The sequence below is a fragment of the Oryzomonas japonica genome, from assembly GCF_008802365.1.
GTDB lineage: Bacteria > Desulfobacterota > Desulfuromonadia > Geobacterales > Pseudopelobacteraceae > Oryzomonas > Oryzomonas japonica.
The window spans coordinates 1-15,262 of sequence record NZ_VZQZ01000012.1 but is presented as its reverse complement, the minus strand read 5'-3'; the positions used below and the strand labels follow the sequence as shown (position 1 = coordinate 15,262).

At 59.3% G+C, this 15,262-nt stretch carries 4 protein-coding genes; 1 reads left to right on the top strand and 3 read right to left on the bottom strand.

Annotated features, from left to right (window positions below):
- Positions 1–956: 956 nt before the first annotated feature.
- Positions 957–9,812 (top strand): glycoside hydrolase family 94 protein, encoded by an 8,856-nt coding sequence (locus F6V25_RS15940; protein WP_246167075.1) that lies wholly within the window; start codon positions 957–959, stop codon positions 9,810–9,812.
- A 56-nt stretch (positions 9,813–9,868) separates the two neighbouring features.
- Here F6V25_RS15940 and F6V25_RS15935 read toward each other — a convergent pair whose 3' ends face one another.
- From F6V25_RS15935 to F6V25_RS15925, 3 genes are read right to left on the bottom strand one after another with little or no spacing between them, the layout of a single operon-like run.
- On the bottom strand, positions 9,869–10,990 hold the full coding sequence (locus tag F6V25_RS15935; RefSeq protein ID WP_151129610.1) for an ABC transporter permease: 1,122 nt from the start codon (positions 10,988–10,990) through the stop codon (positions 9,869–9,871).
- A gap of 2 nt (positions 10,991–10,992) precedes the next feature.
- The gene (gene rbbA, locus F6V25_RS15930; protein ID WP_151129609.1) at positions 10,993–13,773 is read right to left on the bottom strand and encodes a ribosome-associated ATPase/putative transporter RbbA; all 2,781 of its coding nucleotides are present in this window, start codon (positions 13,771–13,773) and stop codon (positions 10,993–10,995) included.
- On the bottom strand, positions 13,770–14,843 hold the full coding sequence (locus F6V25_RS15925) for an HlyD family secretion protein (RefSeq protein WP_151129608.1): 1,074 nt from the start codon (positions 14,841–14,843) through the stop codon (positions 13,770–13,772). The genes rbbA and F6V25_RS15925 overlap by 4 nt, the downstream gene beginning before the upstream one ends.
- Positions 14,844–15,262: the final 419 nt, after the last annotated feature.

Genomic DNA, 15,262 nt, shown 5'->3' with positions numbered 1-15,262 from the left:
TCCTCTGGAACAGTCGCACGGTTCCTTTCCGCCGCCCCTGTCACGTGAATCCCCACCATGGCCGGTGGCTCGGAAAACGCAGTCAAGCAAAGGACATAGAGTTAACGTCGGCACCCACGTTGGTTACATCGCACAGCAAGATGAATCCCGGAATGCGCTGCGGCAACTGGCGCGGCGCGGCTTCAGCCGCACTGCCCAGGTGAATAAGTGGATGGACGGGGAGGTGCATATCGCCGACCTATTCCTCCGGCGCCGCGCCCTCGGGGTGATATGTCATCTAATCCAGGTCCCTCATATATGACAGTTCTGTTATATATGGCGGGTTGTTGTCACGCACCTCCCTTATTTTTACAGATTATTCAATATTGTCTTTAATATTCAGTATGTTGTGCTTAGCGTGTGCTGGGGTTGTTTGGTACGGTTGTTGCTGACTACCTCCTTTACAGATCATGCACACTTTGTGTTTTCTGCAAAAAATTGTGCCAAGAGGTTGAGAACAGGCCCAATACAGAATCAACCGAATTCAGATTATTTCAATCAGGGAGCAACAGCTACTTCTCTTTATCCATGAGTCAACGAGTGCGGCAAGTAAAGGACAAATGATGAGTGTAGGCACTCTAATAGGTTATTTTGCAAAACAAGAAGAAGCTCGCAGATCGCTCCGGGAGCTTCTTCGACAAGGATTCAATCGAGTTGCCCTTCTACATAAGAGCTTGGACGGTGATGTCCATATTACCGATTCATTCCTCTGGCGTCGAGCCATCGGGATTATACTGACTGCATGTCTGTTCGGGGGGATCGCCGAACTTGCCTTCCTATTCTTGAACTGGTCAATGTTGTACCCCATCGGAAACATATCCACATCTTTGAGCTTGATTGTTGCTTGTTCCGCATTTGGTGCCCTGGTAGCCCTATTATTGCTGCGACGCTCCAAACATGGTGCTGAGTTGGGTGTCATGCGTGATCACGCGCGCTGGCTTTTACCTGGGGAATCCGTACTGATTCTACAGGCACCCATTGAAACTCTAGAGATACCGGTGGCTTTGCTTAGGGAAAGCGGCGATACCCCTCCGGCACTGTTCATTATGCATCCCAAACGAGAGCGGCGGGTTGAGGCGCGTGGACCGGAAGTCATGCTTTCCCTTGCACAGCTTCAGGAACATTCCCAGCGCCATGCCAGGGAGCAACAAGTTGATCCAAGGCCGCATCGCAGCATCGAATTGATCAAGCGTCTCAAACAGTCTCGTGAATGGAGCCGTCTGGTTTGCGAGGATCTCACTGTGGCGAGCCGCTTGGAACAGAATGCAACGCCATCTGCCGATTGGATTCTGGATAACGAATACATTCTTGAGGGGAGCGCCCGCGATGTGCTGTTGAATCTTCCCCGGCATTTTTACCGGCAGCTTCCCATATTGGCTTCTGATCCATACCACGGTTTACCCTGCATCTACGCCCTGGCCAAGAATCTCGTTTCTCATACAGAACTGCGTCTGGACCGGGAAAATATTCTGGCGTTTATTGAGTCCTACCAAACTGTTCGCACGCTGAAAATCGGAGAACTCTGGGCAATTCCCCAGATGCTGCGCATCGCGCTTATAGAAAGTATCCAGAGTCTGGCCGTCACCGCCCTGACAAATTTACGCGAGCGCCAGTTGGCTGATTTCTGGGCAAACCGATTGATCGCCGCCAATCGACGCGATTCCAACCAACTTTTTGCGATCCTTGCAGAACTTGCAAAAGCGGAGACGAATCCTAGCCCTTATTTCGGTACGCAGTTGGTAGGTCTGCTCTACGATGAGGCGGCTGCACTGGCACCGGTTAAGAGCTGGCTTGAACGCACGCTAAAAACTCTTCTGAACGACCTCAACCTGCGAGAGCAAAACCGACAGGCCAGAGAGCAGCTCTCCTGTGGCAATGCGTTTACAAGTTTGCGTCAGCTAGCCCTGCTGGACTGGCGGGATATCTTCGAGAAGCTCAGCCGGGTTGAGCATATTTTATGCACCGACCCATCCGGAATCTATCCCAAGATGGATTTTGCAAGTCGCGACCGGTGCCGCCGGGCAATCGAAGAGTTATCCCAGAGATCCGCTAAGAGCGAAAAATTTATCGCGGAGCGCGTCATCAAACTGGCGACACAGGCCCAACATGAAACATCAACCGATGATCGGCTCAGCCATGTCGGCACATGGCTGGTTGATGAAGGGCGTGCGGAGCTTGCCCAGATGCTCGCATGTCGTGAAGCAAATCGCTACCGCTTGCTGGAATGGATCTATTACCATCATGAAGCTGTCTACGTGGGATCTATAGTCGGCTTTTCCGCTTTGATTCTTTGCCTTATCACTTACTGTAGCCAGACCTGGCCGCCGCTCACTATCAGCCTTGGACTGGTGCTGCTTCTGCTGATTCCGGTCAGTCAACTGGCGATTGAGGTGCTCAATTATTTGCTTATGCGATTTCTGCCGCCCCGGCCTTTGCCCAAGATGGATTTTGAAGATACGGGGATTCCTGATGCATTTCGCACCTTGGTAGTCGTGCCGATGATGCTGGTGAATGTTGAGACGATCCGCGCCGAGGTGGAGAAACTGGAGATTCGCTACCTGGCCAATAAGGAAGCAAATCTACTTTTCAGTCTGTTCTCGGATTACGTCGATTCAGTTACGGTTTCTCGTGAAGAAGACCCCCTGCTGCTCCAGACAGCGTGCAATTCACTGGCAGAGCTCAATCAACGCTATGGCAGTGATCGTTTTATCCTCTTCCATCGAGATCGCACCTGGAGTGAATCCGAACAGAAATTTATCGGATGGGAGCGCAAACGGGGCAAACTGGAAGAGCTTAATCGCCTGATTGATGGCACGCGGTCCAAAAGCTTACCGAGCATTGTCTATGTGGGAAATCAGGATCAATTGGCGGACATTCGCTTTATCATCACCCTGGACAGCGACACACAGCTGCCGCACGACACGGCCCGCCGACTTGTCGAAACCCTGGCGCACCCCCTTAATCAACCACGGTTCGATGCAGCCGGTACTCTCATCGCAGGCTACACTATCATTCAGCCGCGAGTGAGCCCTACCCTCCCGAGCACGAGCGTCTCAGTCTTCAGCAGACTTTTCAGCGATGCGGTCGGCATCGACCCCTACACCCAGGCGGTCTCCGACGTCTATCAGGACTTATGCAGTGAGGGGTCATACCATGGCAAGGGAATCTACGACGTTCGTGCCTTCAGTCGCGTGCTATCGGGGCGATTCCCCGAAGAGTGGGTGTTAAGCCATGACCTTATCGAGGGGGCTCATGTCCGGGTGGGGCTGGCCAGCGATATTGAGCTCTACGATGACTTCCCCCAAGGCTACCAAAGTTACTGTAGTCGAGCCCATCGCTGGATTCGAGGCGATTGGCAAATTGCTGGGTGGATATTCCCACGCGTTCCTCTTGCTTCGGGGGGCCGCGGGGCTAACCCGCTCTCACTGTTGAACCGCTGGAAGATCCTGGACAACCTCCGGCGCAGCTTGTTACCTGCCGCGAGCATGGGTCTGCTGATAGCCTCTTGGTTCATTTCACCGATATTCAGCTGGATCGCCACATTGGTGGTCGGGGTGCAACTTTTGTTTCACCCCTTGGCGCAGCCCTTCACCATGGCCACCACGCCCAAGGGGTTGAAGCACTTCTCCCCCGTCAAGCTGCTGCATGACCTGTTGCGGGCGGCCGCCGACGCAGCGTTGCTGCCGCATCAGGCCGCTGTGGCCCTGGACGCCATCGGCCGGGTCTGGTACCGGCGCCTGGTCTCCCGGCGCGACCTGCTTGAATGGACGGCCCAGGCAACCCACTGGAGCGCCTCCCGCCGGCAACCCCACTTCGTCGCAAGTCTGGCCATGGGGAGCGTCTTCAGTACTATCGCGTACTTGACGATTTGGCATGTTGTGCCGGCCAGCCTGACGCAGGCCTTACCCTGGCTTGTCCTGTGGTTTTTCTCCCCGTTGCTCGGTTGGCTCTTGAACCTGCGTCCCGTTGAATTGCAAAAGAGCCAACTGTCGGCAAAGGACCGCCGTTTCCTCAGGCTGGTCGCCCGAAGGACCTGGCGCTATTTTTCTACCTTTGTCAACGCCGAAACTTCCTGGTTGCCACCCGATAATTACCAGGTCGCCCATCAAAACCGCCTGGCATTGCGAACCAGTCCGACCAATATCGGCCTCTGGATTGCCAGCGTCCTTGCAGCCCATGATTGCGGCTACCAGACCATTAACCAGGTCGTTGAAAAGCTGACCAAAACCATGGCATCCATCAGTCTCCTGGAGCGCTTTGAAGGGCACCTCCTGAACTGGTACGACATCCAGACGCTTGCGCCCCTTGAACCTCGATACGTCTCCGCCGTTGACAGCGGCAATCTCCTCGGTTCCCTATGGAGCTTGGATCAAGGACTTACCGAGTTGATTCACGCCCCGCTCCTGGATGGCACAGCCTTTGACGGATTGGCTGATACAGGAGAAATTCTGAAACAAATCGTTTCTCGGGAAAGGACTGCCGGGTTTGATTATCAGACACTCGATCAACTCCTGGCTGCATGGAATGCCCCACCGTCCGGCATCGTCGAACTTCTCCGGCTGCTCCGGAGGATGCAGGTCGATGTCAGCTCAGTTATCGTTGCCGCAGGAGGCTCGCCGTGGGCGGCAGAACTTGAACAGCAGGTGTCGGCTTGGGTCCGGAACTGCAATAGTTATCTCTCCTGGATCGAAATCCTTGCGGAAAAATCCGAGCTTGAGCTTACGCAAATGGGACCAGCGCTTCTGATCGCCATCCGCAACGACCTGTCTCAGGCACCTTCTATCTTCGATCTTGCACAAGGCCGAATTGATTCGATACAGATCATTAAAGGAATCCAGGAGGAGGCTTTCCAGTCCGGCGCACCCCTTGACCCGTGGCTCGAACGAGTTATGAAAGCCTTTGCCACTTCGCAGTGGCTTGCCGGGGAAACTCTGGGGATGGCTGAACGTTTACTAGCAAGTGTCCGTGAGCTTTCAGCCGGTATGGACATGCGCTTTCTCTATGACAAAGAACGCAAACTGTTTGCCATCGGCTTCAATGTTTCCACCGATGTTCTGGACCGTTCTTATTACGATCTTCTGGCCAGCGAGGCGCGTTTCGGGAGTTTCTTGTCTATTGCACGAGGTGATGTCCCCCTGGAACACTGGTTTTCCCTGGGCAGACCTTATGGCGCTGTTGGCCGGCAACGGGTGCTGCTCAGTTGGACCGGAACCATGTTCGAATACTTGATGCCGCTCTTGTTTCAATACTCTTTCGCCAACTCTCTACTGGATAAGGCGGCCCGTGAAGCGGTAATGGTCCAGATCGCCTACGGTCACTCGCGGCGAGTGCCTTGGGGTATTTCCGAATCTGCCTTTGGCAACTTGGACCTCAACAAGACCTATCAGTACAAGGCCTTCGGGGTTCCGGCACTCGGGTTGAAACGCGGGATGGAGGAACAACTGGTCATTGCTCCCTATGCCACGCTGCTGGCATTGAACGTAGCCCCGAAAAAAACGGTTACTAATTTGAAAAAAATGGCCGGGATGGGGTTGCTTGGAGATTATGGCTATTACGAGTCAATGGACTTCAGCCGGCAATCGCAGCGTGATCCAGTGAGACAGACTCTCAAGCGCGGGGTGATTATTGAAGCGTATATGGCGCATCATCAGGGCATGGCGTTTCTGGCGTTGACCAACTTTCTCCACGATAATCCATTTCCGCGCCGTTTTCATAGTGATCCACGGGTGCGCGCCTTCGAAGCTCTCCTTCAGGAACGTATCCCGACTCTTCCTACGCTTCATTTGACTTCGACGCGACAGAGTAAGCCTGTATCGATGGATGGTGATCAGATTGCACCTGTAGAAAGCACCTTTGCTACGCCTCATACCGCCATTCCCCATGGCCTGCTGCTGAGCAATGGCCGTTTTAGCGTGATGATTACCAACAGCGGTGGCGGCTACAGCCAGTGGGCTGGCCGCGAAATTACCCGCTGGCGCCCGGATCAGACCTGTGATGCAATGGGAACTTTCTGCTATATCAATGATGTCGATGAAGGGCGAGTCTGGTCCAGCACCTGGCAACCGGTTGGTGGGAAGGTTGAAGGGTATTCGGCTACCTTTGCCCTTGACCGGGCTGTGTTCCGGCGTGACGACATCGGGTTGCATACCGAAACAGAGGTGATCGTTTCGGCGGAAGATGACACCGAGATTCGGAGAATTACCTTGATCAACCGGACGGACCGTGCCCGCCGTCTCAACATCACCACCTATGTTGAGCTTTCCATGGCGCCTCACAACGCGGACCGCCAACACCCGGCCTTCAATAAACTGTTCATACAGACAGAAGCGCTTCCTGAACAACAAGTTCTGCTTGCCTACCGGAGACCACGCAGCCAAAACGATCCGCCTTTGTATGTGGGCCACCGCTTGACATTTGAGCATACCGGCAATGACTGCCCACCTGAAGAAGGGTGGCAATTTGAAACCGACAGGAGGCGTTTCATCGGCCGCGGCCGAACCCTGGCCAATCCCATGGGGGCTGTTCAGGAACTCGGCAGCAGCCAGGGATTTGTCCTGGACCCGATACTGAGCTTACGGCGGGGACTTACTTTGGAAGCTGGTCAACGCATCCAGTTTTCGCATGTGCTCGCCGCCGGGACAACCCGCGAGGACGTCCTGATTCTGATGGATAAATACTGCGAGACTCATGAAATCAACCGGACGATGGATTTCGCCTGGGTCTCTGCCCAGCAGCAGTTGCAGATAATGCATATTCATGCTGACGAAGCGCGCAGATTCCAGCAATTGGCAAGCCACCTGCTGTTTCCCAACCCCCTCTTACGTGCGACAAGTGAGCGTCTGACCGGCAATAGCAAAGGCCAGGCCGGTTTGTGGCCTTACGGCATTTCGGGCGACCTGCCTATAGCACTGGTAACGATAGGCGAAACACGGGATATCAGTCTGGCCCGTCAGATGCTCCAGGCTCATACCTATTGGCGGATGCATGGATTGTCGATCGACCTGGTAATCCTCAATGAGGAGGCTGGGAGCTATGAACAGCCGCTCAAGGAACGATTGGAACAGCTGATCAAGGCCCACGCCCTATTCTCAGCGGTTGATAAGACGGGTGGGATATTCCTGAAGAGCGCGGCGCAGATTCCGGAGGTGGACCTGAATCTCCTCAAGGCATCTGCCTGCGTTGTGCTGGTGGCGGCACGCGGCACGCTTCCCCAACAGTTGGGGGTCCCGGTCGAGGTACCAGAACTGTTGGAACGGCTGGTCAGTAAACGCACGCCCCGCGAACCCTCAGCCCCGCTTCCCTTTATGCAGCTGAACTATTTCAACAGTTTGGGCGGGTTTACACCGGACGGTCGTGAATACGCGATCTATCTCGGTCCCAACACCAGCACCCCGGCACCCTGGGTAAACGTTATCGCCAACCCGACTTTTGGCACCATGGTCAGCGAAACCGGCTCCGGTTTCACCTGGTTTGGAAACAGCCAACGCAACCGTCTGACCGGCTGGTCCAACGACCCGGTGCTGGATCCGGCGTCGGAGGCACTCTACATTCGCGATGAGGAGAGCGGGGTCTTCTGGTCACCGACAGCGGCGCCAATTCGTGAGGAAAGTGCCTATCGGGCCCGGCACGGGGCCGGTTATACGGTTTTCGAGCATAACAGTAACGGTATTGAGCAGGAACTCACCGTCTTCGTACCCGTCGATGAGAGCGGCGGACAGCCGATCAAACTGCAGCGACTGCGGCTAACAAATACTTCCGTCAGAAAACGCAAGCTTTCGGTAACCTATTATGTCGAATTGACTCTTGGCGAAAACCGCGAAACCTCTCAGATGCATATCATAACTAAATGGGATGACGAAGCCCATGCCCTGCTGGCTCTGAATAACTATCATCCCGAATATGCAGACCGGGTCACTTTTGTGGCCATAACCCCCCAGACCGAATCATTCGACGGCGACCGTACCGTTTTCATCGGCCGCAACCGGTCGCTGGCCAATCCAGTAGCTATGGAATTAGCCCGGCTGTCACAACGCACAGGCGCGGGGTTGGATCCGTGTGCGGTACTCCGGGTTACCCTGGAAATGGCTCCTGGAGAACGACGCGATATTACATGCATGCTGGGTCAAGCAGAATCCGTGGCCGAGGCTCGGAAGTTGGTACTCAGCTACCGGGCGGACCAGGCACTGGAGAACGCGTTTGATCAGTCCAGAGCCTGGTGGGATGAACTGCTTGGTACGATACAAGTGCAGACCCCCGAACTGGCCGCCGACCTGCTGATCAACCGCTGGCTCCAGTACCAGTCCCTGAGCTGCCGTATCTGGGGGCGTTCCGCCTTTTACCAGTCGGGCGGGGCCTTTGGTTTTCGCGACCAGTTGCAGGATGTACTGGCGTTCCTCTACGCAAGGCCGGAACTGGCGCGGGAGCAGATTTTGCTGGCCGCGAGCCGGCAGTTCAAGGAGGGTGACGTACAGCATTGGTGGCATGAACCGGCTGGGGCCGGAATTCGTTCGCGGATCTCCGACGACCTGCTCTGGCTTCCCTATGTGGTATCCCGCTACGTCCAAATCACCGGCGACGCGGAGATACTGCTGACGGAGGTCCCCTTCCTCAACGCCCCCCTGCTGGGGGACGATCAGCACGAGCAATTTTCCACCCCCGAGGTCACCTCCGAACGGGCCACGCTCTTTGAACACTGCAGCCGCGCGGTCACTCGAGGCCTGACGGTCGGGCCCCACGGCCTCCCCCTTATGGGGACCGGGGACTGGAACGACGGCATGAACCTGGTGGGCGCGGCCGGAAGAGGGGAGAGCGTCTGGCTCGCCTGGTTCCTGTGTGATGTGTTGCAGGGGATGGCCGGGCTGGCGGACCTCATGGACCAGCCGGAACTGGGCTTGGCCTATCGGAAGGACCGCGACGCCCTGATTCAGCGGACCGAACAGGCCGGCTGGGACGGGGAGTGGTATCTGCGGGGGACCTTCGACGACGGCTCGTCCCTGGGTTCTGCGGCCAACCGTGAAGCACGGATCGATTCCCTGCCCCAAACGTGGGCCTGGCTCTCCGGCGCCGCTGATCCGGCGCGTGCGGATCAGGCCCTGGAGTCGGCCTGGAACAATCTCGTTCGCGATGATGATGGGCTAGTGCTGCTCTTCGAGCCCCCCTTTGACACCTCTACGCCACCCCCCGGCTACATCATGGGGTATCCTCCCGGTGTGCGGGAAAACGGTGGCCAGTATACCCACGCTGCTCTCTGGATGGCCATGGCCATGGCCCGCAAGGGTGATGGGGAGCGGGCGGTGCATCTGCTGCGCATGCTCAACCCGATCGAACACGCCCGGGACGCGCAAGCGGTCTGGCACTACGGGATCGAACCCTACGTGGTGGCGGCCGACGTGTACCGGCTGCCCGGCCGGGTCGGGCAGGGGGGATGGTCATGGTATACCGGTTCGGCGGCCTGGATGTACCGGGCCTGGATAGAGGAGGTCCTGGGCTTGCAGGTGCAGGGGGATTTGCTGTGGGTTAACCCGGTTATACCGGCAACGTGGCCCGGTTTCAGCCTCCGCTATCGGCACGGCGAAACGGTCTACGCGATTCAGGTGGAGAACCCGGACGGCTGCCAGCGCGGCGTCGCCTGGGTGGAGATGGACGGCCAGCGCGTGGTTGATGGCCAGATTCCCCTTGAGCGGGGCCTGGTGCAGCATCGGGTGGTCGTGCGCATGGGAGAGACATTGCAAGCTTGTGATATGAAGACACCGGAAGGGGAACTGAGGCCGTGAGATGAAGGGACTGGACATGGCACCATGCGTACTTGTTCTTTAGATCGTGCTACATTTTATGCCATCGTTCCTATGGTTTTGCGAAAACGCACCAAAGACAGGACGAACAGGGCCGTCCCGATCAGGGCGAGGGAAACGAATTGCGGCCAGACGACTGCAAAGCCTGCACCGCGGTACAGGATGGCCTGGGCGAGCATGACAAAATGGGTGTTGGGCGCCGCCAGCATCGCGACCCCGATAAACTCCGGCATACTTTCCCGGGGCGTCATGCTGCCCGAGAGGATCTCCATGGGCAACAACACCAGCATCAGCAGCAGGCCGAGCTGGGGCATGGAGCGTGCGATGGTGCCGAGAAAGATGCCGAGCGACGTGGTGGCGAACAGGTGCAGGGCGGTGCCGGCCAGGAACAGGGCGATGGATCCTTCGATGGGAACCGAGAGGACCCCCTGGACGACGATGGCAAGGGAGCAGGCCGATGCCGCCAGTACCACCAGGGCCATGGCCCACACCTTGCCGGTCATGATTTCGAAGGGGGTCACCGGCATCACCAGCAGGTGCTCAACGGTGCCGTGTTCCCGCTCACGAATCAGGGCCGCGCCGGTGAGCACGATGGAGAGTATGGTGATGTTGTTGATGACCTCCATGACGGCGCTGAACCAGGATTTGTTCAACTGGGGGTTGAAACGCACCCGCAGGGCAAGGTCCACCGTCGGGGTGGTGTTCGACCGGTATCCTTGCAGGAAGTCGCTCACCTCGCTGCTGACCATGGTCTGGATGTAGCCGCTGCCGGAGAAGGCCTGGCTCATCCTTGTGGCATCGACGTTGAGTTGGATGACGGGACTACGCCCGGCCAGTACGTCGCGTTGGAAGTCGGGAGGGATGTTGAGGGCGAAGGTGTCGAGGCCTGCATCCATGCGGGCATCCATCTCGGTTTGGGAGATCAGCACTGGCGGCATGAAGAGCGGCGGGAAGAAGGCGTCGGCGATGCGGGTGGAGAGTTGGGACCGGTCCTCGTCCACGATGGCGATGGGGGCCTTGTGCAGGGTCTCGGGAGCGGCGGTTGCCGCCGTGTAGATGGCGAAGGTAAAACTGTAGACGATCAGGACCACCATGATCGGGTCGCGCAGCAGGCTGCGCAGCTCCTTGACGCCCAGGTGCAGGACGTTGGCGGCGCGCATGGTCAGCGGTCCTGTTTCTTGAGCAGGGCGGCCCCCAGGGAGATCAGCAGGGGAACCGCGAGGAACAGGGGGATAAAGGATGCCTGGAGGTCGGCGAAGCCGAGACCTTTGGAAAAGGTGCCCCGGGCGATGGTCAGGAAATGGGTGGTCGGATAGGCCTTCCCGATCAAGGCGCCGGCGCCTTCAAGGGAAGAGACCGGGTCGATCATCCCCGAGAACTGGACCGCCGGCAGGATGGTCAGCACCGCCGTACCGAACAGGGCGGCGGTCTGACTGCGCATGAAGGCCGAGACCACCAGTCCGAAGGAGGTGGCCGCGATCACGTACAGCAGCGCTGCCACCGCCAGGGCCATGAAACTCCCCTTGACCGGTACCCCGAACAGGACTACCGCCAGGCCGACCAGCAACAGAAAATTAAGCATGGCCAAGGCGACGTAGGGGATCTGCTTGCCCAGCAGGAACTCCAACCGGGTGACCGGGGTGACGTACAGGTTGACGATTGACCCCAACTCCTTCTCCCGCACCACCGACAGCGCGGTCAGCATGGCGGGGATCAGCATCAGGAGCAGTGGGATCACCGCAGGCACCATGGCCACCAGGCTTTTGACATCCGGGTTATAGCGAAAGCGGGTCTCGATGGTTGCCGTCTCCGCCATCCCGCCAACGGTTTGCCGCGCCAGGGTTGCCAGCCAGTGGGCGTGCATCCCCTGCACATAGCCGCGCACCGTTTCGGCCCGCGCGGGCATGGCGCCGTCGATCCAGGCCCCCACGCTGACCCGGGTGCCGCGGCGCAGGTCGCGGGCAAATCCGGGCGGGATCTCGATCGCCAGGGTGATCTCCCCGGCGCGCATGCGCCGGTCCAGGTCGGCATAGTCCTTGATGGGGGGGCGAACGCTGAAGTAGCGGGACCCGGCGAGATTGAGCAGATAGTCGCGACTGATGGCGGTCTGGTCGCGGTCGAGGGCTGCAAAGGAGAGGTTCTCCACATCCAGGGTAATGCCGTACCCCATGACGAACATCAGGATGGCGCTTCCCACCATGGCAAGGGTCAGGCGGATCGGGTCACGGCGCAGTTCCAGGGTCTCCCGGCGGGTGTAGCTGAACAGGCGCCGCAGGCTGAAGAGGCCTGAGCCTGTCCCGGAGCCGGCCGCGTGCGGTTCGTGGGGGAGAGGGGAGACGGTAGGCTCCGAAACCGCGGGATCGCTTCCCGCTGTGCCGGCCGCCTCCTCCAGATGGCTGATGAACGCCTCCTCCAGGGTGGCGGCCCCGCGGGCCGCGATCAGCGCCGCCGGGGCAGCGCTGGCCAGTACCCGGCCCGCGTGCATTAGCGAGATTCGGTCACAGCGTTCGGCCTCGTTCATGAAGTGGGTGGAGATGAAGATGGTCACCTTGTCCCGGCGCGCCAGATCGATCATGATCTGCCAGAAGCCATCCCGTGCCACCGGGTCCACTCCGGAGGTTGGCTCGTCCAGGATCAGCATCTCCGGGCCGTGGATCATGGCCACCGCCAATGACAGGCGCTGGCGCTGCCCCAGGGGCAGCGCGTCCGGGAGACTGCCCATGACCTCATTCAGGCCGAAACGCTGCGCCATCTCCAGCACCCGCCCCGGAATCCGCTCCCGTGGCATCCCGAACAGGCGGGCATGGAGCACCAGGTTCTGGCGGACCGTCAGTTCGCTGTAGAGGGAGAAGGACTGGGACATGTAGCCGACGCGGCGCCGGGTGTCCAGGTCGTGCGGGTCCACCGGGCGGCCAAACAGCCGGGCCTCTCCTTCGCTGGCTGCCAGCAGGCCGGTCAGCATCTTCATGGTGGTGGTCTTGCCGCAGCCGTTGGACCCCAGGAAGCCGAAGATCTCGCCTTTTCCGATGCGGAAGGTCACGTGGTCCACGGCAATGAAATCGCCGAAGCGCATGGTCAGGTCGTGGGCCTCGATGGCCGCCTCCCCGTTGGGGTCGGTTTCGCGGGGAGGGATGTGGACCGGTTGGTAGCCCTCCCGCTGCGACTCGGGGAGCAGGGCGATGAAGGCCTCCTCCAGGGAGGCGGTGCCGGTCTGTCCCAGGAGGTCACGGGGGGTGCCGGCCGCCAGTATGCCCCCGGCATTCATGGCCACCAGCCAGTCGAAACGCGCGGCCTCCTCCATGTAGGCGGTGGCGATCAGCACGCTCATGCCGGCACGGTCGCCCCGGATGCGGTCGATGAGTTCCCAGAACTGCCGGCGCGACAACGGATCTACGCCGGTGGTCGGCTCGTCCAGGATCAACAGGTCAGGGTCGTGGATCAAGGCACAACAGAGGCCCAGCTTCTGCTTCATCCCTCCGGAGAGCTTGCCGGCGGGCCGGCCGGCGAAGGGGGCCAGCCCGGTGGCGGTCAGCAGTTCGGCGATGCGGCGCTCCCGTTCATGCCGGTCGTGGCCGAACAGGCGGGCGAAAAAGTCCACATTCTCGAATACCGACAGGGTCGGGTAGAGGTTCTTGCCCAGCCCTTGGGGCATGTAAGCCACTCGAGGGCAGACGGCTCGGCGGTGACGCCGGTCGGCCATGCTGCCGCCCAGCACCTCGACCTGGCCGGACTGGATGGCCCGCGAACCGGCGATCAGGGAGAACAGGCTCGACTTGCCCACCCCGTCCGGCCCGATGACGCCGACCATGCGGCCGGAGGGGATCTCCAGGTTGATCGCGTCAAGGGCTCGGGTTCTGCCGTAGTGGAGGCTGATCTCCTTCAGCCGGGCCACGGGTGAGGGCTCGAAGGGGCCAGGGGCGGTCGTTGCGGTGTGCCCGCTCATTGGGGTAGCCGTACCTGTAGGCGGCTCGGCCATGGTTCGGCGGGATTCAGGCGCACATAGGCCATGCCGGGCAGCCCGGTCTTGACGTGGGTGATATGTTTCTTGAGCAGGTCCACGGGAATCTGGGCCCGGACGCGGAACATCAGCTTCTCCCTCTCGCTGGCCGTCTCCACGGTTTTGGGGGTGAATTGGGCCACATCGGCCACGAACGACACCCGGGACGGAATCACGTACTGGGGGGCGGCGTCGAGGATAAGCCGCACCTCGGTGCCGAGCGCCACCCGTCCCGCCGCGACCGTGGGGAGGAAAAAGGTCATGTACACATCGCTCAGGTCCACCAGGCTCAAAACCCGGCCGCCGGCACTGACCACCTCGCCGGGTTGGGCGACCCGGTACTGCACCCGGCCGTCACGGGGGGAGGCGAGGGCGCAGTCGCTGATGTCCGCCAGGATGCGCTCCACAGCCGCCTGGGCCGCATCGGCCGCCGATCGGGCCCCCGCGATCTGGGCACGGGCCGTGACGATGGTTGCCTCGGCGGCGGCAACCTGGGCGTGGGCCGAACTTACGGCGGCTGCGGCGCTCTGGAGTTGGGCGTTGTCGTCATCGGCGGTCTGTTGCGACACCGCTCCTCCCTTGACCAGGATGGTCGAACGGTCCCAATGCTTTTGTGCGCTGTCCAACTCGGCTTTGCGTTGCCTTACCAGCGCCCGTGCCGCCGTTTTTTCGCTTGCCCGCTGGGCCAGTTGACTGCGTGCGGTGGCGACCGCGCTTTGGGCCTGTTGCAACTCTGCCCTGGCCTGGCGGAGTTGGGCATCCAGAACCTGGGTATCCATGATCGCTACCACCTGTCCGGCGGCAACCAGATCCCCTTCGCGTACCAGGATATCCTTCACCCGACCCGCCGACTTGGCGGCAACGTCGATCTCCACCGCCTCGATGCGGCCGTTGCCGCTGGCCAGACCGTCGTCCTTGCTGTTATGGGCGAACCTCTGCCAGCCGACCGCGCCCAAAATCGCCACGATCAACAATCCCGCGGTTCTGAACAACCATTTCTTCCATTGTTCGCTCATGGCCTCCCTCCGCTGGCTCAGAACGTACAGCAGGTAAGCAGGTGGATGCGGTTGACGGGGCAGTCCCGTGCCGGCTGATAGTATGCCGCCGCCATGATGGAAATCGCTATGGCCCCATAGATGGCCATCCCGGATAAAATTATATCACTTTCCCGGGTTTCGGCTTGGCGCAATGGCGAGGGCTCCCGGAAAAGTCATGTGAACCAACCGCACGGGATGACCGGGAAGCCTTTGGTATCGGCGTGACATTTTTCCCGTATTGGGTATAAATAAAATAAAAAAAGTCCTTGACGTCCGGGTATATTTATTTTATCTATAGTTCAACTAGACATGATATCGAAAAAGACCAAATACGCGCTTAAGGCGCTCTATCATCTGGCCGGGCAGCCCACCTCCCAGCCGGTATTGATTTCGGACCT

Bases quoted from the DNA above. Each gene is read 5' to 3' on its own strand.
- F6V25_RS15940 (WP_246167075.1), top strand. From the start codon at position 957: ATGCGTGATCACGCGCGCTGGCTTTTACCTGGGGAATCCGTACTGATT.
- rbbA (WP_151129609.1), bottom strand. From the start codon at position 13,773: ATGAGCGGGCACACCGCAACGACCGCCCCTGGCCCCTTCGAGCCCTCA.
- F6V25_RS15935 (WP_151129610.1), bottom strand. From the start codon at position 10,990: ATGCGCGCCGCCAACGTCCTGCACCTGGGCGTCAAGGAGCTGCGCAGC.
- F6V25_RS15925 (WP_151129608.1), bottom strand. From the start codon at position 14,843: ATGAGCGAACAATGGAAGAAATGGTTGTTCAGAACCGCGGGATTGTTG.